19 protein-coding genes are annotated in these 19,466 nt (G+C 58.4%); 9 read left to right on the top strand and 10 right to left on the bottom strand.

Annotation, left to right across the window (positions count from 1 at the left end; genetic code table 11):
• Positions 1-2: 2 nt before the first annotated feature.
• Positions 3-1,736, bottom strand: coding sequence for an ABC transporter permease (locus tag IEX44_RS11930; RefSeq protein ID WP_229679006.1), 1,734 nt, complete (start codon positions 1,734-1,736; stop codon positions 3-5).
• Positions 1,737-1,806: 70 nt separating this feature from the next.
• Positions 1,807-2,361, bottom strand: a complete 555-nt coding sequence (locus IEX44_RS11925; protein ID WP_188693736.1) for a DUF4337 domain-containing protein — start codon at positions 2,359-2,361, stop codon at positions 1,807-1,809.
• Between the two features lie 314 nt (positions 2,362-2,675).
• Here IEX44_RS11925 and IEX44_RS11920 point away from each other — a divergent pair, with 314 nt between their 5' ends.
• From IEX44_RS11920 to IEX44_RS11905, 4 genes are all read left to right on the top strand, one after another.
• Positions 2,676-3,158, top strand: a complete 483-nt coding sequence (locus tag IEX44_RS11920; protein ID WP_188693733.1) for a hypothetical protein — start codon at positions 2,676-2,678, stop codon at positions 3,156-3,158.
• Positions 3,159-3,216: 58 nt separating this feature from the next.
• Positions 3,217-3,639, top strand: a complete 423-nt coding sequence (locus tag IEX44_RS11915; RefSeq protein WP_188693730.1) for a c-type cytochrome — start codon at positions 3,217-3,219, stop codon at positions 3,637-3,639.
• A 164-nt stretch (positions 3,640-3,803) separates the two neighbouring features.
• A complete protein-coding gene (locus tag IEX44_RS11910) occupies positions 3,804-4,334 on the top strand; it encodes a DUF4337 domain-containing protein (RefSeq protein ID WP_188693727.1) in 531 nt (176 codons plus the stop codon).
• Between the two features lie 128 nt (positions 4,335-4,462).
• On the top strand, positions 4,463-4,924 hold the full coding sequence (locus IEX44_RS11905) for an Mpo1 family 2-hydroxy fatty acid dioxygenase (RefSeq protein ID WP_188693724.1): 462 nt from the start codon (positions 4,463-4,465) through the stop codon (positions 4,922-4,924).
• 65 nt (positions 4,925-4,989) lie between these two features.
• On the opposite strand, the gene IEX44_RS11900 is transcribed toward IEX44_RS11905, so the two are convergent.
• The 4 genes from IEX44_RS11900 to IEX44_RS11885 form a co-directional block, all read right to left on the bottom strand.
• On the bottom strand, positions 4,990-5,322 hold the full coding sequence (locus IEX44_RS11900) for a hypothetical protein (RefSeq protein ID WP_188693721.1): 333 nt from the start codon (positions 5,320-5,322) through the stop codon (positions 4,990-4,992).
• Between the two features lie 79 nt (positions 5,323-5,401).
• Positions 5,402-5,749, bottom strand: coding sequence for a hypothetical protein (locus IEX44_RS11895; protein WP_188693718.1), 348 nt, complete (start codon positions 5,747-5,749; stop codon positions 5,402-5,404).
• A 125-nt stretch (positions 5,750-5,874) separates the two neighbouring features.
• Positions 5,875-6,906, bottom strand: coding sequence for a low-specificity L-threonine aldolase (gene ltaE / locus IEX44_RS11890; RefSeq protein ID WP_188693715.1), 1,032 nt, complete (start codon positions 6,904-6,906; stop codon positions 5,875-5,877).
• A 210-nt stretch (positions 6,907-7,116) separates the two neighbouring features.
• Entirely contained in the window at positions 7,117-7,887 is a 771-nt protein-coding gene (locus IEX44_RS11885) for an HAD-IIA family hydrolase (RefSeq protein WP_188693712.1), read from the bottom strand.
• A 156-nt stretch (positions 7,888-8,043) separates the two neighbouring features.
• On the opposite strand from IEX44_RS11885, the gene IEX44_RS11880 reads away from it, so the two are divergent.
• Both IEX44_RS11880 and IEX44_RS11875 read left to right on the top strand, forming a co-directional pair.
• A complete protein-coding gene (locus IEX44_RS11880) occupies positions 8,044-9,042 on the top strand; it encodes a serine/threonine protein kinase (protein WP_188693708.1) in 999 nt (332 codons plus the stop codon).
• 329 nt (positions 9,043-9,371) lie between these two features.
• Positions 9,372-12,161, top strand: a complete 2,790-nt coding sequence (locus IEX44_RS11875) for a DUF1631 family protein (protein ID WP_188693704.1) — start codon at positions 9,372-9,374, stop codon at positions 12,159-12,161.
• 61 nt (positions 12,162-12,222) lie between these two features.
• Here IEX44_RS11875 and IEX44_RS11870 read toward each other — a convergent pair whose 3' ends face one another.
• The 3 genes from IEX44_RS11870 to ada form a co-directional block, all read right to left on the bottom strand.
• A complete protein-coding gene (locus IEX44_RS11870; RefSeq protein WP_188693701.1) occupies positions 12,223-13,401 on the bottom strand; it encodes a benzoate/H(+) symporter BenE family transporter in 1,179 nt (392 codons plus the stop codon).
• A gap of 364 nt (positions 13,402-13,765) precedes the next feature.
• Positions 13,766-14,407 (bottom strand): DNA oxidative demethylase AlkB, encoded by a 642-nt coding sequence (gene alkB / locus IEX44_RS11865; protein WP_188694025.1) that lies wholly within the window; start codon positions 14,405-14,407, stop codon positions 13,766-13,768.
• A gap of 2 nt (positions 14,408-14,409) precedes the next feature.
• Complete coding sequence (gene ada, locus IEX44_RS11860) at positions 14,410-15,513, bottom strand: bifunctional DNA-binding transcriptional regulator/O6-methylguanine-DNA methyltransferase Ada (RefSeq protein ID WP_188693698.1); 1,104 nt, start codon at positions 15,511-15,513, stop codon at positions 14,410-14,412.
• 215 nt (positions 15,514-15,728) lie between these two features.
• Here ada and IEX44_RS11855 point away from each other — a divergent pair, with 215 nt between their 5' ends.
• A complete protein-coding gene (locus IEX44_RS11855) occupies positions 15,729-16,094 on the top strand; it encodes a hypothetical protein (protein WP_188693693.1) in 366 nt (121 codons plus the stop codon).
• 15 nt (positions 16,095-16,109) lie between these two features.
• On the opposite strand, the gene IEX44_RS11850 is transcribed toward IEX44_RS11855, so the two are convergent.
• Positions 16,110-17,498, bottom strand: a complete 1,389-nt coding sequence (locus IEX44_RS11850) for an MFS transporter (protein ID WP_188693692.1) — start codon at positions 17,496-17,498, stop codon at positions 16,110-16,112.
• Positions 17,499-17,629: 131 nt separating this feature from the next.
• Between IEX44_RS11850 and IEX44_RS11845 the strand changes: the two genes are divergently transcribed.
• Together IEX44_RS11845 and map are read left to right on the top strand one after the other, a co-directional pair.
• Positions 17,630-18,535 carry a LysR family transcriptional regulator gene (locus IEX44_RS11845; RefSeq protein ID WP_188693689.1) on the top strand — a complete coding sequence of 302 codons (906 nt, stop codon included), beginning with the start codon at positions 17,630-17,632 and terminating at the stop codon, positions 18,533-18,535.
• A 94-nt stretch (positions 18,536-18,629) separates the two neighbouring features.
• A complete protein-coding gene (gene map / locus IEX44_RS11840) occupies positions 18,630-19,403 on the top strand; it encodes a type I methionyl aminopeptidase (RefSeq protein WP_188693686.1) in 774 nt (257 codons plus the stop codon).
• Positions 19,404-19,466 lie beyond the last annotated feature (63 nt).

The following is a 19,466-nucleotide window of genomic DNA, read 5'->3' as shown; positions in this document are numbered from 1 at the left end:
CATCAGAAATGCATGCGTTCTTCGGCGATGCGATACAAGCGACGCCACAGGAAATGGTTCAGGCTCATCACGAAAATACACATCACACCAATCCCCAGGGCAATGCGCGGGAAGTCACCAATCGCCGTCATATGGGCGATGTAACTGCCCAGGCCATGCGCCTCCAGCGTGGTGTTACCCCAAGTGACATATTCAGCCACGATGCTGGCGTTCCACGATCCACCGCTGGCGGTAATGGCGCCGGTCACAAAGCTGGGAAACACCGCCGGCAACATGTAGCGTTTCCACTTCAGCCAGCCGGTCAGGCCCAGGTTGCGCGCGGCGTAGCGCAGTTCTGTCGGAATGCTGGAAGCGCCCGCAATCACGTTAAAGAGGATGTACCACTGCGTCCCCAGGATGATCAGCGGCGATAGCCAGATATCCGGATGCAGATGAAGTTTGACGATGATCACAACAGCCAGCGGAAACACCAGATTGGCCGGAAACGCCGCCAGAAACTGCGCAACCGCCTGCAGCCGATCAGCCCAGCGCGGATTCATGCCAATCCACACCCCGATGGGTACCCACACGAGCGCCGCCAGTGCAATCAGCACCATCACGCGAATCAACGTGTAAATACCCAGCAAGAACACATGACCCACTTCACCCAGGCCAACTTCGCTCAGGATGAAGTGCCCCAACCGGTAAATGGCGAACATGGTGAGCGCGGCAATCACCGCATCAAACACACGTTCCGCAGTCTGATTGCGGGCCGAAGTCCGCGCCATAATCGATGTGCCGTCGTACTTCTTGCGAAAGTACTTGAAACTGCGATCAATCAAGGCAAGCAACCAGCGTACCGAGCCTTGCATCCGGTCAGTCCGGCGCAGCCAGGTCAGCAACCATGATGATTGCGCAGTGCCACCGCTGCTTTCTTCAAAACGGAACTTGTCTGCCCAGGCCAGCAGCGGGCGGAAGAACAACTGGTCATATAACAAGATACCGATCAGCATGGCCAGAATGGCCCAGCCGATGGCGTGCAGATTCTGCGCCTGAATGGCTTCGGCAATATAAGAACCCATGCCCGGCAGTTTGATATCCTGGTTCGAAACCGAAATCGCCTCGGAGGCCACCACAAAGAACCAGCCGCCGGACATGGACATCATCATGTTCCACAACAAGCCAGGCATGGCAAACGGCAATTCAAGACGCCAGAACCGGTGCCAGCCGGACATCTGGAACACCCGTGCGGCTTCTTGCAGTTCAGTCGGTACGGTTTTGAGCGACTGGTACAGGCTGAACGCCATATTCCAGGCTTGCGACGTAAAAATGGCGAAAATAGCCGCGCACTCCACGCCAAGCAAATTGCCTGGAAACAGCGCGATAAAACCCGTCACGGTGATCGACAAAAAGCCCAGAATCGGGATGGACTGGAGGATGTCCAGCATCGGCACCAGGACTTTTTCTGCGGCGCGTACCTTGGCCGCCAATGCAGCAAAGACGCAGGCAAATACCAGCGATGCGCCCATGGCAATGAACATGCGCAAGATAGTGCGCAACAGGTAATACGGCAGGTATTCCGGGTTCAACGAGATCGGCAGCGGCTGGCCGACCTGATAAGGCGTGGCCATTTGCGAGGCGCCGTAGCCCAGCAATACCAAAGCGGACAGCACCAGCGGCAAAAGCGCCCAGTCCCAGCGATTGCCAGTTTCGACCACCTGGCGCGGCAGGTACTGAAAGCGGTTCAGATTCATCATTGTTATAAGCCTTGTCTTGATGCAGTCCGGCAAAGCCGGCCTTGTTACCTGTCGCCCCGGCGACGGCCGATCAACTCAAAAGATTGACAATCCAGTCCGGGTGCAACTGCCAGCCATTAAAACCTGCCAGCACAAAGAGTGTACCCACCGCCCCGAATGCCACACTGACCATCAGCATCCAGCGCAACCGTGTCAATGCCGTGATACCGGCCAGCGCCATGGCAATGCTGAGCAAGGCATCGGCAAGGTCAAACTGGTCGTCACGATAGTTCAGTTTGTTGTAGCCCGCATCCTGGCTTTCTGCGCTGGCCTTCAGTTGCGGCAACTCCGCCTGATAATGCACGACCTCTCCGGCAAGCTGCGCGTGCGCGGTGGAGGCTTTGGCGCTGGGCAAAAGGGCAGATAGTAGCAGATCAGTGTTTGCAAGAAGATGAAGCTTGAGTTTGGTCGCCTGGTACTGGTTCCAGGTGTCTACCGCCTGCATTTTTGAGAGTTGCATTGCCTGCACGATATTGTCGTCCTTGATTTTGGCAATACCCAGGATGACCGAAAACGCCAACACGGCCATACCAACCCACTGGTTGAGGTGTTTCTCACCCGTTTCTACCGATACGTCCAGATCCATCTTGTTGTCTCCCTGTTGCGCTCTCTACCGCTTGTTTGCGACCGGCAAATAACAAGCGTGTCGACACAACGGCCGGCCCTTGTTTCCGGTGGACACGTCAGCATGCGCTGATCCGCTTTTTTTGTGCACCGTGTCATCGGGCATGTTCGATAAGGCGTTAAACCGGTGCAATCCCCTTGGCTTCATTTTGACTGGAACGGTGCCCGGCTTTTGCCGGTGTGCCGTTTTCTTTTGGCCGCGCTTGCAGTCCTCCGCGCCAGTGCCGTGGACCCGGTTTAATATGCAGGCATGCAGGCATTTATCCGTTTTATCGCATGAGCGCCCGTCCTGGCCAACGTCGCTGGTGGGTGCTGCCGTTTGCCCTGTTGCTGGCTTTGCAAAGCTGGCTATGGCTGCATTTGCGGCGCGGCGCAGAATTACTGCTGGCCTGGCCCGTATGGCGTCGCTGGGGCGCTGGTGTCATGCGCTGGTTGCGCGCGCGCACACCGTTTCAGGCCATGTTGTGTTTTACCATTCCAGTCGCACTCACCAACCCGCCGCGACTGATCTGCGTGTATTTGCTGGCCAAGGGGCACTGGCTGGCCTCTGCGGCATTGTATGTCACGCTCAAATCACTCGAATTCGGTTCGGTGGCTGTCGTCGAACGGGCCTGCCGACCCGTATTGCGCACCGTGCGTATCTATCGGCGCGGTTACCTCTTTGTGGCACGATGGCGCCGCTGGGCCCGCCGTCAATTGCGGCCCTGGCGGCAGTGGTGGCGCGTCCATCGCGCCAGCCTGTTCCGCCATTTTCAATGATCTGCCTGACCAGGGAATCATGACAAAGTCCTCATTAGCCCGTATGACGGGCGTCTGCATGCTGATCACCCTACTGTTCACCGCTTGTTCGCATGAAGACCCGAACTCCCCCGTCTATAAGCGCAAACAGGTCTTCAAAGAGATGCTGAGAACCAGCCAAAGCATGCGTGACATGCTCAAAGGGGCCAAAACGTGGGACGCCAAAGCATTTCAGTTAAATGCCGACAAACTGCAACAACTCGCGCAACAGCCCTGGCCTTTGTTTGTCACGCCAGACCAGAATGACCACAGCAAGACCGATGCCAAAGCCAGCGTCTGGAGCCACCCGCAAGAGTTTCACGCCGCGCAGGACAAACTGCTCGATAGCGTGACCAAGCTCAAGGATGTCGCCGCCACGGGTGACGCTGACAAAATCCGTCCGCAGTTTTCTGCCATGGAAGACAGTTGCAGCGCCTGCCACAAGGCTTTTCGCGAATTCTGACACGCGTTTGCCCCAATCACCCAAGGGCGCTGCGGCGCCCTTTGTCGTCCGGATCACGCCTGCAACACCTCGTTACAGTCAGAACGCCACACCCTCGCCAGAATCTGCCGCGAAGTTTGCCCCGTTCAACAAAAACGAACACAGATTCGACCGAGATACAAATCATGAGCGAAGAAAAGAAAGACCCATGGCTGAATTATCTGGCCCTGACCACCGTCATTCTGGCCGTGTGTGCGACCCTCTCGACCTTCAAGGGCGGCGGTTACTCCACCCGCAGCGTCATCAGCCAGGCGCAGGCCTCTGACCAATGGGCCTACTATCAGGCCAAAGGCGTGAAGCTCAACCTGTATCAGGTGCAGCGCGACAACCTGGTCCTGCAGCACGATGCATTGCCCGCCGACAGCAAGGCCGCGACCGCCTACGCCAGCCGCATTGCGGATTACGACGCCAAGGTCAAGCAATACTCTGAAGAAAAAGACAACATTCAGGCCTCTGCCCGCGCACTGGAAGCCCAGCGTGATGATGCCCAGCGTCATGGCAAACCATTTGGCCTGGCGGTGATCTTCCTGCAGGTGGCCATCCTGGTGTCATCCATTGCCGGCTTGTTCAAGCGCAAGGCGCTTTGGCTCACCGCACTGCCCATCGGCTTGATTGGCGTGTTGTATTTTCTGGACGGGTTCTTCGTCCTGTTCTAAGCCGCAGGCACCCGCTTCAGGCACGGCTGTCGTTTCAAACGCAGTCGTGCTGCACTGCGCATAGGCAGCGCCGCCGGCCCTGCCTACACTTTTCTGATCATCCCGAAAACATCAGGACACCTCGCCTTATGCGCACGGCCAACCAGTGGTTCGATGCCTACAGCAGCGATCATCGCAATGCCACCAACCAGACGATTCACTGGATCTGTGTGCCAGTGATCTTGTGGTGCGTGATGATGTGGTTATGGCTGGTGCCCTCACCCACCGGGATTGACGGTTTCTGGGCTTTGCTCTCCGCCGCTGCGGCGTTGGGGTTTTATACCCAACTCTCGGCACGACTTGGTTTTGCCATGTTGCTGTGGCTCGCACTCAACGCGCTGGTTGCGCGCGCTGCGCTGGTTGCACTCGGTGGGCAAGCCGCATTCATGCTAGCGATGTCGCTGTTCATTCTGGCCTGGCTGGGCCAGTTTGTCGGGCATGCCATTGAAGGGCGACGCCCCTCTTTCTTTACCGATTTGTCCTATCTACTGATTGGCCCGGCATGGCTGATGGGCAAGGCATTGCGTCGCGCGGGCTGGCCCGTCGCCTGAGCGTATATCACCAGTCAACAAAATGGCCGCAACAAGCGGCCATTTTGTTGTGGCTCCTGCCCCGGTCAACCCGGGCCGATTTCACTGCGCAAATATCCCATTGCGGAATAAATACGCGCCACCGTTTCTGCATCAGCACCGTGGCGTAATCGCGGTGGTGTCAGGTCGCCCTCGGCACGGCCGTTGGCGTGTCCGTTGGGCTTGGTCTCTCTGGTTTGCAAGTGATCCCGCTCGTGCTCCAGCTCTTTGATCCAGGCCTTGATCTGCGTGCCGTGCCGGGTACGCATTTCATGCTGGAATTCGTCTGTGGACGGATCGTGCAACTCTTCATTGATTTCGATTTCCCAGACATCCAGCTGGTTGCGGACTTTATCCAGGTCTAGCAGTGTCATACTCATCACTGTACTCCTTGGCAAAAAACCGGGTGATCCTGCATGTTGTAACAGCATTGCGGCAGGCTGGCCGCCGGCGGAGGGATCATCCGCCAGAACTCATCTCATCGTTGACCATACGGCGGCATTCTTCCAGTTCACGCGACTCATCGCCAGATAGCTGGCCTGCATGCTGCTTGTGAAGGAGCGCCACCATGCGACGCAAGGCGGTGTCATGCGCAGAAAGCCGGTAGACCGCACCTTCGACGCTGTTACCACCAAATACTGTGGCCAGCCGCGACACCATGTGTGTCAGCGATCCGCCTTCGGCCAGCAATTCCACCGCCAGATCACTCCGCGCCCACAAAGGCGGCAATCCGGCATGGCGTAACGCCGCCTGCAGCGGCGCCAGTTGCTGAAAGGCATTGCGATCGGCTGACAGTTCTTCTTCCATGCGGTACTCCTGAAGCGGGCGGTGTGGCCGCCCTGGTCTACCTTTGCGGCAAACGGCGTCCTGCTCCAGTACAGCATGTCACGCCGACACTCCCCAAGGACGGGCGGACTGTCGGCGCGTGAGGTTCAGTCGGCCAGCAATGCTTCAAAGGCGTCAGCAATCCGGGCGACCTCGGTTTTGCCGACTTGCCAATGTGTGACCAGACGCATCAGCCCTTGTTCCGGCGGATTGGCTTTGATACCGCGCGCCTGCAAGCCAGCCATCAATGCATCCACACTGATGGACGCGCTCAGATGGAACCAGACCATATTGATATCCAGGGCATCCTGATTGATCTCGATCCCGCGAATTTCCGACAAATGCTGCGCCAGCAAACGCGCGTTTGCGTGATCTTCGGCCAGACGCTGCGACATCTCGTCAATGGCAATCAGCCCCGGTGCAGCCAGCACGCCGGCCTGACGCAAGCCACCGCCCATGAGCTTGCGCTTCTTGCGCGCGATCTCGATAAAATCACGCTCGCCGACCAACATCGAACCGACCGGTGCGGCCAGGCCTTTGGACAGACAGAACATCACGCTGTCAGCAAAGCGGGCGATCTCACGCGCTGGCACATCCAGCGCTGCGGCGGCGTTGAAAATGCGCGCACCATCAAGGTGAACCTTGAGCCCGGCTTCCTGCGCGACTTCCCATGCGGCGGCGCTATCGGCCACCGACACAACCTGACCGCTGGAATACGCGTTTTCCAGGCACAGCAAACGGGTGCGCGGCAGGTGGATATCACCCTCAGGACGAATACGGCGGCGGATTTCATTCGGTGCCAGCACTCCGCGTGGTGCGGGAATGGGCCGCAGATTCACGCCGGCAATCACCGAAGCGGCACCGACTTCATGCCACACAATATGGCTGTCCTCACCGGCGATGACTTCATCGCCTTGATCACAATGCGTGAACAGCGCCAGTTGATTACCAAACGTGCCAGACGGCACGAACAAGGCGGCGTCTTTGCCCAGCACGTCGGCCGCGCGTTTTTCCAGAGCAGCGACGGTTGGGTCGTCACCGTATACATCGTCGCCCACCACGGCGCTAGCCATCGCCTCGCGCATGGCGGGCGTAGGTTGGGTCACGGTATCGCTTCTTACATCAATCCATTGGGTCATGGGGGTTCCTTGCTGGCCGGGTCTGGCCGGAGATGGCGTGCGGGCGCACGCCAGACGTATTCCTGGGACAAGCTGCACGCTGGATCAGCGCGTTCTTGCCGCGTTTTACCATGATTGCGATAGCGCCGGAACCCACGCGGGCACGCCAGCACATAAAAAAACCCGATCGATTGATCGGGTTTTTCAGGCAACACTGCGCGCCGATGGAAATTACAGCACGGCTGGATCAATCTCGCCCACGTTGTTGAAGATATGGTCCGGCTTGTACGGGAAGGCCTTGATCGACTCTTTGGTGCTGACACCTGAGAGCACCAGCACGGTGGTCATGCCGGCTTCCATACCGCCGACAATATCAGTGTCCATGCGGTCACCAATCATCACGGCGTCATCCGGATGGACCCCCAGCTTGCGGGTGGCCAACGTCATCATCAGCGCATTAGGCTTGCCGACAATGTACGGCGTCTTGCCGGTCGCCGCGGCGATCGCAGCCAGGATGGTGCCGGCAGCGGGTTCATTGCCGCCTTCCACCGGGTCGATCATGTCCGGATTGGTACCGATAAACTTGGCACCACCATCAATCAGGCGCACGGCTTTTTTGAGTTGCTCGTAAGACAAACTGGTGGTTTTACCGACCACGACGTAATCCGGATTGGATTCAGAAATCGAGAACCCGACGTTATAGAGTTCGTTGATCAGACCACCGCCACCCACGACGTACACCGTCGCGTTTTCTTTCTGGTTTTTCAAGAACATGGCAGTCGCCATGGCGCTGGTGATGAAGTTGTCTTCTGTCAGGCCCTTGATACCCAGATGTTCCAGTTTCAGCTTCAGATCCAGCGGAGTTTGTTCCGCGTTGTTGGTCAAAAACAGGAACGGCACATTGCTTTTGAGCAAGCGCTGTACGAAATCGTTGGCGCCCGGGATCAAGGCTTTGCCCCGGTAAATCACGCCGTCCATATCTGAAATGATGCTTTTGGTCATGGCTTTGGTCTTTTGGATGATTCGGACTTCCGGATCATGCGGCCAGTGCCGCGAAAAGAGTTTGATCCGGATCGGCAACGCCATCAGCATGCCGTCAAACCGCCTCCTGCCGCAAGTTGCTCGCGGCAAAAGCGGCGCGCTGGCATCATGTCGGGCATGACCGAAACACAAGCCACTCCCCCTTTCGCCGGGCTCACGCCCGACTGTGTCCTTAACGCCATTGATGCCACTGGCTTGCGTACCGACGGCCGCCTGCTGGCGCTCAACAGCTACGAAAACCGCGTTTACCAGATCGGTATTGAAGACAGCACCCCCATCGTGGCCAAGTTCTATCGCCCCGCGCGCTGGCACGATGCCGCCATTGCTGAAGAACATGCCTACACGGCCGAGTTGGCCGCAGCAGAAATTCCGGTCGTGCCGCCACTGACGATCAACAACGCCACGTTGCACACTTTTGAAGGTTACCGTTTCGCCCTGTTTCCCCGCCGTGGCGGTCGTGCGCCAGAACTGGACAATCTGGATACGCTGGAATGGCTGGGCCGATTCATGGGTCGCATTCATAGCGTCGGAACCCGCGCGCCCTTCCAGCTGCGCCCGGCCATTAATCCGCAAACCTTTGGTGTCGAACCACGCCGCTTTTTGCTGGAAAACGGGTTTATCCCCGCAGACCTGCGTGAAGCCTGGGAAAGCGTGAGCGCGCAGGCACTGGAAGGCGTGCAACGCTGTTACGAGCGCGCGGGCGATGTCGGCAGCATCCGCCTGCATGGCGACTGCCACGCCGGCAACATTCTGTGGACCGATGACGGCCCGCACTTTGTTGATTTTGATGATTGCCGCAGCGGTCCTGCCATTCAGGATCTGTGGATGATGTTATCGGGCGAGCGCGCAGACATGACGGTACAACTGTCCGCCATCATGGAAGGCTACGAAGCCTTTGCAGATTTCAATGCGCGAGAACTGCATCTGGTTGAAGCCCTGCGCACGCTGCGCTTGCTGCATTACAGCGCCTGGCTGGCCCAGCGCTGGGAAGACCCGGCCTTTCCCGCCGCGTTCCCGTGGTTCAACACCCAGCGCTACTGGCAAGATCGCGTTCTGGAACTCAGGGAACAAGTAGCGCTCATGGACGAGCCTCCCCTGCCGTTACGCGGATTTTGAAGCGTTCTGCTTTATCAAGTCACGCATCCTGGCGTATCAATTTCTTATACACCGCATCGCACGTTCAGCTGTTTCCTGACAGCGACTAGCTGTCACCGGCCTATACCTTTTACGTCAGTTGTCGTAGGCAAAACACCTGATCCCGGTCAACTCCATGTGGGGGTCAGGGGTTAAATGGCGGGATTAGCGGGGATGAACGGTGTAGCAAGCTACATACACCTCTATCGACCGTATGACTAATAAGTCGCGCAATATATGCCACTTGCTTACAATACTTGGCATAAGCAATCAAATTCACTGACGCCTTTGGCGAAGGGCAAACCCACAAGATGGACCGGAACGCAGTACTGGCGCAAACCCGCAAGGAATTCCTCAAAGCTTTCGCTGAAGCTGTTGATGGCCTGACGCCGGTGACTATGCAACGACTGAACGAACTGGCCGATTCGGCCGGTACGGCGGCCGAACGGTTTACCCGGTTCGATGCACGCACTGCCTTGTTCAAGCGCGAGGCGGAAGTACGTCTGCAAATGAACCAGAAAATGGAAGCGCTGCTGAACCGCGCATTCCAGACAGCCTACAGCACGTTCCGCCCCTCCTTTGCCGATGCGTTTACCCAAACCACGCTCAGCCTGATCGATACGTCCACGCAAGATGAAGAAATGCGCATGGACAACATCATGCGGCGATATCGGAACTCTGCCGAACAACAACTGCGCGATCTGAATATCCGCATGGCCGTACTGTTCGGTCAGGAAGACATCAAAGAGCGCGAAAACCCGTTTCGCCCATATCTGTTTGTCCGTTGTATCACCCAGACGGTAGAAACGCTGCACATGGAAGCTGAAACGGCGAACGTGCTGACCGATCAGCTCGCCGGCGACCTGACTGAATGGGTAGTGCGGATTTACGAGACCTTGAACGAGAGTCTGGCCGATCAAGGTATCGCCAGTACGCTGCAACTTAAAATCCGCCGCTCCAAACCCGCCCCCTGGCAACAAGCCCAGCAGCAACCGGCGCCCGCGCAAATGCCGGAGCATGCAGACAGTGGCATGCATGAAGGCAATTACGTGGGTGAAATGCCTTTTAATCCGGCAGGACTGGGCATGCCGCCGGGGATGCCGGGAATGCCTGGGATGCCCGGCCAGATGCCTGGTTTCCCGCAAGGTATGCAGCCACCGGCAGCGGATCGTAGTGATCAGCTTTTGCAGTTTGTCCAGCATGCGCTGGGCATGGGCCCGGAACCGGCCGCCATGCAAGCACACGCAGCCCAGGGTGGCAGCATGATGCCCGGCGGCATGCCGCAGGGCATGGGTGCGGGCGCGGCCGGAGGACAAGCACCGGCCGGCTGGCCAGGTGGTTGGGGTTCACCCGCTGCGATGGGTGGCGAGGCGGGTGGCGGGCAATATCCTGCGGGCTCCCCATGGGGGGGCGGCGCGGGTGCAGGTGCAGGAGGTGCAGGTGCGCCCGCGCCGGCCCAGCGCCGCAGCTGGTTAAGCGCAACGCAAGGCGTAGGCGAAGCACTGCGTAACCTGTTTACCGGTAGTGGCCGTAGCAGCCAGGCGGCTGACGGCTATGCCGCTGAAGATCATCTGCAGTACCACGACGGCGATACAGCAACGGGTAGCGCGGCTGGCAATATGGCAGGCTGGGACGCCTTCCAGCACACGCCCTTGTCCGGCATGGTGGAAGAGTTGCAATACGCAGCCACGCCAACCGTTGAACAGATTGTCGATAACGGCCGCGTCCGTAACCTGATCCTGGAAGCCCGTTCACGCCTGGCCGACGTCGCTAAAGACAGTTCTGAACAGATGATCATCGACACGGTGGCCATGCTGTTCGAATTTATCCTCAGTGATACCGAGGTGCCCGCAGAAGTACGTGCGCAACTGGGTCGCCTGCAATTCCTGGTACTCAAGACCGCGTTGCTTGATCCGGAGTTTTTCACCCAGTCGCACCACCCTGCCCGCATGTTGGTGAACCGTATCGGTTCCATCTCGCTCGGCTTGCGTTCACTTGATCCCAGTGGCGAGCGGATCAGCGTTGAAATTCGTCAGATCATTGAAACCCTGCTGGCCGACAAGACAGAGGGCCTGGCGCTGTTTGGCGCGATGCTGGACGAGTTTGACGCCTTTATCGCCCGTGAACTGCGTAATGCCAATACGGCGGTGGGCAAGGCGGTCGAAGCCATCGAGACTGCGGAAAACCACACGGTGGAGTACGCACGCATTACCGGCATGCTGGGCGATGCGTTGGGTACATACCGGCTGGACGGCTTTTTGCAGGAGTTCCTGGTCAATGACTGGACGCACGCCATTGAACGCGTCAGTCGCGTCGATCCTGATCGGGCGCTGAGCTATCGTTTGCTTGTGCCAGACCTGATCTGGAGCATCGCGCCCAAGGTCACACCAAGCGAACGCAAAGAACTACTGGGCATGATTCCGGGCATTCTGGCGACCCTGCGTTCTGGCCTGGAAGAAACCGGCCTGGCGCGAGCAGAACAACAGAAGGTTCTGGCGTGGCTGGCTGAGTCGCACCGGCTGGCACTGTCGGCCAACCATGTGCCGGCCCCGGTGCCCCCTGTAGAAATGGTGCGCGAGAACTTCATGTCGTTCCTGACCGCAGAACCACCGGAAGAAACCGCAGCAACGCAAGCACCGGTATTTGATCGTCACATGGTGACCGAAGCCATCAACGAGCTGGATGTGGAACTGGACCTGATCGACCACATGCTGGAAACCGAGGACAAACCTCTGCCACCGGCCCCTGCGGAAGTCCAAACCACAGCCACAGCAGAAGAAATTGCTCAAGACAAGGCCATTGAGCAAGGTCTGCAGGGTGGTGTCACAGTGGAAGTGAATCTGGATGGCCATCCATCCCGCGCCCGCCTGAACTGGGTCAGCACAACCGCTACGACGCTTGTGTTGACGATTGAAGGCAACGACAAACCGTCAGTGGTGAGCGTCAAGATGTTCAAGCGTCTCCTGGCCGCAGGCCGCGCGCGCTTTCTGGAAACCACGCCGCTGTTCGAACGCGCAATCAACGCCCTGCTCACCTCTGCAGACAAACTTGATTCCGCACCGGGCAACCACCCGTTCAGTGGCAGCCAGGCGACAGTCTGATCCGGGTTGTCCGGGTATAAAAAAAGCCGGCACTCAGCCGGCTTTTTTATTGCGTGTGTGTTCAGACGCGCTTGATACCCATATTAAGCACCGCGATCGCCAGCGCACCTGCCACCAGGCCCCAGAACGCAGAGCCAATCCCGAACAGCGACGTACCACTGGCCGTGACCAGAAAGGTAATCAGCGCTGGCTCACGCAACTGATCTTCTTTCATGGCTGTAGCCAGGCTACCTGCAATCGTGCCGAACAAGGCAATCCCGGCGATTGCCATAACCAGCTCTTTGGGAAATGCAGCAAACAATGCGCCAATGGTGGCCCCGAACAACCCCGCCAGCAGATAAAACACCCCGGCAAATACCGCGGCCAGATAGCGCTGCGCCGGGTCTTCATGCGCATCTTTGCCCATACACAAGGCCGCTGAAATCGCCGCCAGATTCACCGCAAAACAGCCAAATGGTGCCAGCAACAGCGTAGTCAGACCCGTTCCCGTAATCAGGGGCGACACGGGGGTGTCATAGCCGTTGGCGCGCATGACGGCTACACCCGGGACATTTTGCGAAGCCATCGTGACAACAAACAGTGGAATACCTACGCCCACCAGCACCTGCCAGGAAAACGCTGGCGTAATCCAGACCGGTCTTGCCACTTGCAAATGGACACCGTCCAGGTGCAGTTGCCCTTGCATGGCGGCAATCGCCGCGCCAATGACCAAGACCAGCAAGACTGCATAACGCGGCCAGACGCGTTTGAGCACCAGCCAGCCGACAAACATGGTCAGCACCAGTCCAAAGTCTGTTTTCATGGCGACAAACACGTTCATGCCAAAGTGCACCAGTACGCCACCCATCATGGCCGCCGCCACGGGTAATGGCAGATGGTTCATGACTTTCTCGAACCAGCCTGTCAGCCCGCAGACCAGCATCAGCGCCCCGCAGAATACAAATGCCCCCAGGGCGTAGGGCAAGGGCACACCAGAGAGCGACGTCACCAGCAAAGCCGCGCCGGGTGTCGACCACGCGGTAACCACGGGCTTTTTGTAATACAAGCTAAATCCGATGCAGGTAATGCCCATGGCAAAACCCAACGCCGCAATCCATGACGACAGCTCGGCCTGATTCGCCCCGGCCGCCAGTGCAGCCTGAAAGACAATCGCGACCGAACTCGTAAACCCGACCAGTACGGTAACGAAACCAGCGGCGAGCGTAGACAAGGGAAACGGGCGCGGCAAAGACAGCGACATGACCAAACCTCTGGCGGGTTGAATATGTGTTCGATATTACGTTGCCATGACGTGGGGGTAACGGTACAGCTTGAAGAGAAAGTGGGCAAACAGCGCAGGCTGGTTAGAGCAGTCCGGGGTTTGCTGTACCTGTTTGCGGCCGAAGGCCGAATGGCGCAGCTGCCCGCATGGCGTGAGAAGCACAGGGAACTCGCGGAGCGAGCGCAGTCGCACGGGCTGTGTTTCTTTTGAGTTTGAATGTTTTCTTTGGCAATCCAAAGAGACGTGCCGTGTTTTGGGATCCCCCGCATCACAGCAAACGTGGCGAAGGCCAACAGGAATCATGGGTTTGCAGACAGCGCTCAGGTCGGCAAGGCCCGCTCTTTCAAAACACCTTGCGAAAGGTGATATTGATCCGCAAATTCCCCGTTTCCGGATGATATCCATCCGCGACCGGTAGCACGCCATGATAGGCAAAGCGTGATGGTCCGCCCCAAACCACAACATCGCCATGCTCCAGCCGGTAACGCGCAGGTCGGTCAGTGCGGGACAAGCCGCCAAACTGAAACACCGCAGGGAGCCCCAAAGAAACCGACACAATTGGCGCAGTACGGTCATTCTCGTCACGATCCTGATGCAAAGAGAGCCGCGAGCCCGGTACATACCGGTTGATCAGGCAAGCATCTGGATCAAAGTCAGGAAAACCCGCAGTTTCAGCGGCGCGACGGGCCAGGTCAGCAAAAGAATCCGGCAGGTCCGGCCATTGCCGACCTGTGCCGGGGTCGGTACTGGCATAACGGTAGCCACGCGCTTCAGACGTCCAGCCAACGCGTCCGCAATTGGTCATGGCGACAGACATCGTATAACCACCCGGCGTGACGAGATGCCGGAACGGCGCGATCTCAGCCACGCTGGCAACATCTCGCAGCAAGATCGTGGCCACGTCCCGTGCGAAGCCGCGCAGCAACCAGGCACCAGGCGCCAGTTGCTCGTTGCCTTGTGTCATACCGCTAAACAAATCGCCCATACTCACTTGGTGTTCTCCGCTTCCCGCTCCAGCAATGCGCGCTTGCGCTCAACACCCCAGCGGTATCCCGACAGACCGCCATCGTGGCGCACCACGCGGTGGCAAGGAATGGCTACCGCCAGTTTGTTGGCCGCGCAGGCCTGCGCGACCGCCCGCACTGCGCGCGGCTGGCCAATGCGTGCCGCGATATCGGCATAGCTCACCGTGCTGCCAGGCGGCACGGCACGCAGCGCTTGCCATACCCGTTGCTGGAATGCCGTGCCCCGGATATCCAGCGGCAACGCAAGACCGATGGCCGGGTCGTCAACAAAACCGATGACCTGCGCCATCCATTGCTCAAAATCCGCATCGGCACCGATCAGGCGGGCGTTGGGAAAGCGGTCTTGCAGATCCCGTACCAGCGTGTCAGGGTCGTCGCCCAACAAGATACTGCACACGCCCGTTTCGGTTGCCGCCACCAGGATGGCGCCCAATGCACACTGACCCACGCCAAAGCGGATCGCAACACCTTCCCCGCCGCGCTGGTAGCCTTTGGGCTTCATGCCCAGCATCTCGGTGGATTTCTCATAAAACCGGCCACTGGAACCAAAGCCTGCCTGATAAAGCGCGTCGGTAACGTGATCAGTGCGTTGTAACTCTGCACGCACCCGGTGAGCACGGTGAGCCTCACCATATTCGCGCGGCGTTACGCCAGTGATGGCTTTAAAGAGATGATGAAAGTAGTAACGGCTTAACCCGGCGGCATTAGCCAGCTCAGCCAATGTGGGCAGTGTCTCGGCGGATTCGATCATGCGGCAGGCGCGCGCGACTGCGTCAGCGTGCTGACTGGCCAGCGCATCTTGTTCCGGTTTGCAGCGCTTGCAGGCACGCAGACCAGCGGCCCTGGCATCGGCCTGGCTGGCATAAAAATGCACATGTTTACGCAAGGCATGCCGCGAGGGGCAGGACGGCCGGCAATAAATACCGGTCGTACTCACGCCATACCAGAACTGGCCATCAGCATGGCGATCACGGCGCTGGACCGCATCCCAGCGGGCCTCATCGGTGGTAAAGGCCGCATCACGGGCGGCAGCAGGCTTGGCAGACATGACAAGTTGGGCAGACATGATGGCTCCTGGTTCATTGACGCCTTCATGGTCGATCAATGCACTCCCGGTCGCACTCCGTGCCTTGCTTTCAAATTTCGGTAAAGCCCGGTCGGGCTGATCCGTCATTATGCGGGGTTTGCTACTGCCGTGGTGCAGGCTTATGCTTTGTGCATGAGGCAGCCCACGCTGATGCAGTTCAGCGGGTTGCTGATGATCCAGATTGAGGCAAGATCATGCGTGGTACAAGCATCGTACGGATTCTGGCGCTGGCGGCACTGGTCATCCTTGTTGGCCATTATTTTTTCCCGACCCAGTGGCTGCATGTCACTTACAACGGGCAGCCTGTTCATCTGGTCCCCGGTTGGGCCATGCTGGTCGGTAGTGTCTTGCTGGCGTTGCTGCTGGATGGCCTGCTGGTCACGCTCTTGATGCTGCTGGCGGGTTCTTCCATTTTGCTGCTCGGGCTGTTTTTGCTGCCCATGCTGGCGATCGGACTCATCGTCTGCATGATGTTGCCTTTGTTGCTGCCAGGCGCATTGCTGGGATTGTTTGTCGCCGTGATTGTGATGCGTAACCGCGCGCAACAACACCGCGCCTGAGTGGCAAGTCAGCGATCAACCCGCCTTGCTGGCCTGCGCGGCATGCACCCCGCCAGCCATGCGCATAAAGCTCACACCAGCCGCGCAAATGGCAAAAACGGCAGCAATGAGCAAACTACTGCGCGTGCCGTTCTGGCCAAATAACCCAAACATCAACGCAACCAGCGACGCCCCGACGGTCTGCCCTACCAGCCGCGCAGTCCCCAGCATGCCACTTGCACCCCCGCTACGATGGGCTGGCGCCGATGAGAGAATCGCGAAATTGTTGGGTGACTGAAAGAACCCGAAGCCGATGCCGCACAAAGTCATCCGCCAGATGATATCCAGGTGGGTCGGGTTGGCTGGCAACAGCCCCAGCAACAGCAAGCCGACCGAGAACACCGCCAGCCCGATCCCGCCCAACATACCGGGCGAATATTTTTTCTCTACCAGGCGGCCAGCCAGCGGTGCCGTCACCACAATGGCCAGCGGCCACGGCGTCAGCAGCAATCCGGTTTGCGTCGCCGAAAAATTGAGCGTCTCTTGCAGGTAAAACGGGAGTGCCACCATGGCCAGCATTTGCGCACTGAAAGAACAAATCGATGTGCAAATCGACAACGCAAACACCGGAATGCGCAGCAAATCTACTGGCAGCATGGGTGCAGCCAGGGTGAGTTGCCGGCGTACGAACACGTAACCGACCGCCAGCGACACCATCAGCATGGCCAATACCAGCGGGCGATTCGCGTTATGCCCCAGTCCATCAATGCTGAAAATCAGCAAACCAAAGGTGGCCGCGTTCAGCAATGCGCTCTTCAGATCAAAACCATGCGTGGCTTTGTGTGAGTTACCGGGCAATGCTTTCATGGCAATCACGAAAGCCAGCACACCCAGCGGCAAGTTGATGGCAAACAGCCACTGCCAACTGGCGACCGAGAGTATCCCCGCTGCAATGGTAGGGCCGGCCGCAGACGATAACGCCACGACCAGCGAATTGATCGCCATCCCGCGCCCAAGTTGCTGTTTGGGGTAAATCAGTCGTACCAGCGCGGTGTTCACACTCATCAGGGCCGACGCGCCAAAGCCTTGCAGAATACGGGCGATGGTCAGTGTCATCAGTGAATCAGACAGCGCGCACAACACCGAAGTCAGCGTGAATACCGCCAGACCAATCTGGTATATGCGCCGGTATCCGTAGATGTCTCCCAACGAAGCAAACGCCAGCAAAGAGACGGTTGTTGCCAACTGGTACGCATTCACCACCCAGATCGACGCAGCGGGGCTGGCGTTCAGATCATGGGCAATGGCGGGCAAGGCCACATTGGCAATCGCGCCATCGAGCACCGCCATGCTGATGGCCAGCGCAATGGTCAATATGGCCCAATAGCGCGCAGGGAGAGGCAAGCCGTTGTGTTCGGATGACATAGGGTTCCAGTGACGACCTGGCGCGCAGCGGCGCGCCATTTGATTTCATTGGCAATTAGTCTAGGAAAAACCCGATTTTATGTCGATAATATCAATCGACTCATTTGATATGATTTACGACTCAATCCATCATGGAATTACGCCAGCTCCGATACTTTGTAACTGTCGCCGAAGAACTGCATTTCGGCCGGGCTGCCGAACGACTGGGCATGACGCAACCGCCGCTCTCCCAGCAAATACAAGCACTCGAACACGGCCTGCATGTGCGCTTGTTCAACCGGACCAATCGCCGCGTAGAGCTGACCGAGGCCGGGCGCACGTTCCTGGAGCATGCGCGTCGCATCTTGCAGCAACTGGATCACGCCGTTGAACAAACCGTACGCGCGCACCGTGGCGAATCGGGTGAATTGCGCATGGGGCTGACGGCCTCAGCGCCATATACGGCTATTTTTGGTCGCGCCATTCACACCTTCCGGACGCGCCACCCGGCGGTGCAACTCACCTTGCGTGAAATGCCCACGCCAGACCAGATCAGCGCACTCCTGGAACGCTGGCTGGATCTGGCGGTGATCCGGCCCATTGCCCTGCCCGATTCGCTGGATGTCATTGAACTGATGCGTGAACCCCTGGTGGTCGCCATGCACACCAGCCACCCTGCCGCGCGCAGCAAGCCCACAGACAAGGTCTCCATGGCGCAGTTTGCCGACGACGACTTCGTCATGCTGCCGCGTGGTATCGGCATCACGATGGCCGATCAGGTCTGGAACTTGTGTCGCGATGCCGGATTTACGCCGCGTGTGGCGCAAGAAGTCCGTGAAACCTCGACGCAGGTAGCGCTAATTGCCGCCGGGTTTGGCGTCGCGATCCTGTCCGCGTTGCAGCAACGCATCCAGGTAGAAACCGTCACGTACCGCACGATTGCAGACCCCGCTGCACAAACGGCCGTCTGGCTGGCCTGGCGACGTGAAAGCCCGCCACCGCTGGTGCGAGCCATGCTTGAGATCGCACGTGCAGAGGTCCGTAAAGCCGGGAGCTGATCAGTTATCCAGGCCATTATGGCGAAAACGCTGTATATCCCGCGCAAGTCACGGGATAATTGCAAATCAACCTGCTGTTATTTAAAGGATTGCAATGGCCATTACCCTCAAGACACCCGAACAGATCGAAGCCATGCGCGTGGCCGGCCGCCTTGCGGCAGAGGTGCTGGAAATGATCAGCGAATACGTGCAACCGGGTGTCTCGACGGAAGAACTGGACCGTCGCTGCTTTGAGTACATCACCAAAGTGCAGAAAACCATTCCCGCCAACGTGGGTTATCACGGTTTTCCCAAGACTTTGTGTACCTCCGTCAACGGTGTGGTTTGCCATGGCATCCCCAGCCCGAAGGAAATCCTCAAAGAGGGCGATATCGTCAACATTGATGTCACTGTGATCAAAGATGGCTGGCACGGCGATACCAGCCGCATGTTTTACGCAGGTGCTCCATCTGAAGCCGCACAGCGCCTGGTTGATACGACGTTTGAGGCCATGATGGCCGGCATTGACGTGGTGCGCCCCGGGGCAACGCTGGGCGATGTGGGTCATGCCATCCAGACGCTGGCCGAAAGCCGCGGGTACTCGGTGGTGCGTGAATACTGTGGCCATGGCATTGGCCAGGTCTATCACGAAGAACCTCAAGTGCTGCATTACGGCCGCCCCGGAACGGGCTTGCGGCTGAAAAAAGGGATGACCTTTACGGTAGAACCCATGATCAACGCAGGCGAAGCTGGCGTGCGTTCGCTGGCTGATGGCTGGACGGTGGTGACGCGTGACGGCTCGCTCTCGGCCCAGTGGGAACACATGATTGCAGTAACGGATGACGGATTTGAAATCCTCACGCCGTGGCCAGAAAACTTTGTGCGCTAAAAACCGCACGCAGCGCCCGCATGGTCGGGCGTTGTTTTTTTGAACTATTTGATTTTAAGGACT

The organism is Silvimonas amylolytica (genome assembly GCF_014645555.1).
Classification (GTDB): domain Bacteria; phylum Pseudomonadota; class Gammaproteobacteria; order Burkholderiales; family Chitinibacteraceae; genus Silvimonas; species Silvimonas amylolytica.
Note: the sequence above shows the minus strand (reverse complement) of the source record. Positions and strands in the feature narration are given on the sequence as shown.

Bases quoted from the DNA above. Each gene is read 5' to 3' on its own strand.
- IEX44_RS11930 (WP_229679006.1), bottom strand. From the start codon at position 1,736: ATGATGAATCTGAACCGCTTTCAGTACCTGCCGCGCCAGGTGGTCGAA.
- IEX44_RS11925 (WP_188693736.1), bottom strand. From the start codon at position 2,361: ATGGATCTGGACGTATCGGTAGAAACGGGTGAGAAACACCTCAACCAG.
- IEX44_RS11920 (WP_188693733.1), top strand. From the start codon at position 2,676: ATGAGCGCCCGTCCTGGCCAACGTCGCTGGTGGGTGCTGCCGTTTGCC.
- IEX44_RS11915 (WP_188693730.1), top strand. From the start codon at position 3,217: ATGCTGATCACCCTACTGTTCACCGCTTGTTCGCATGAAGACCCGAAC.
- IEX44_RS11910 (WP_188693727.1), top strand. From the start codon at position 3,804: ATGAGCGAAGAAAAGAAAGACCCATGGCTGAATTATCTGGCCCTGACC.
- IEX44_RS11905 (WP_188693724.1), top strand. From the start codon at position 4,463: ATGCGCACGGCCAACCAGTGGTTCGATGCCTACAGCAGCGATCATCGC.
- IEX44_RS11900 (WP_188693721.1), bottom strand. From the start codon at position 5,322: ATGAGTATGACACTGCTAGACCTGGATAAAGTCCGCAACCAGCTGGAT.
- IEX44_RS11895 (WP_188693718.1), bottom strand. From the start codon at position 5,749: ATGGAAGAAGAACTGTCAGCCGATCGCAATGCCTTTCAGCAACTGGCG.
- ltaE (WP_188693715.1), bottom strand. From the start codon at position 6,906: ATGACCCAATGGATTGATGTAAGAAGCGATACCGTGACCCAACCTACG.
- IEX44_RS11885 (WP_188693712.1), bottom strand. From the start codon at position 7,887: ATGACCAAAAGCATCATTTCAGATATGGACGGCGTGATTTACCGGGGC.
- IEX44_RS11880 (WP_188693708.1), top strand. From the start codon at position 8,044: ATGACCGAAACACAAGCCACTCCCCCTTTCGCCGGGCTCACGCCCGAC.
- IEX44_RS11875 (WP_188693704.1), top strand. From the start codon at position 9,372: ATGGACCGGAACGCAGTACTGGCGCAAACCCGCAAGGAATTCCTCAAA.
- IEX44_RS11870 (WP_188693701.1), bottom strand. From the start codon at position 13,401: ATGTCGCTGTCTTTGCCGCGCCCGTTTCCCTTGTCTACGCTCGCCGCT.
- alkB (WP_188694025.1), bottom strand. From the start codon at position 14,407: ATGGGCGATTTGTTTAGCGGTATGACACAAGGCAACGAGCAACTGGCG.
- ada (WP_188693698.1), bottom strand. From the start codon at position 15,513: ATGTCTGCCCAACTTGTCATGTCTGCCAAGCCTGCTGCCGCCCGTGAT.
- IEX44_RS11855 (WP_188693693.1), top strand. From the start codon at position 15,729: ATGCGTGGTACAAGCATCGTACGGATTCTGGCGCTGGCGGCACTGGTC.
- IEX44_RS11850 (WP_188693692.1), bottom strand. From the start codon at position 17,498: ATGTCATCCGAACACAACGGCTTGCCTCTCCCTGCGCGCTATTGGGCC.
- IEX44_RS11845 (WP_188693689.1), top strand. From the start codon at position 17,630: ATGGAATTACGCCAGCTCCGATACTTTGTAACTGTCGCCGAAGAACTG.
- map (WP_188693686.1), top strand. From the start codon at position 18,630: ATGGCCATTACCCTCAAGACACCCGAACAGATCGAAGCCATGCGCGTG.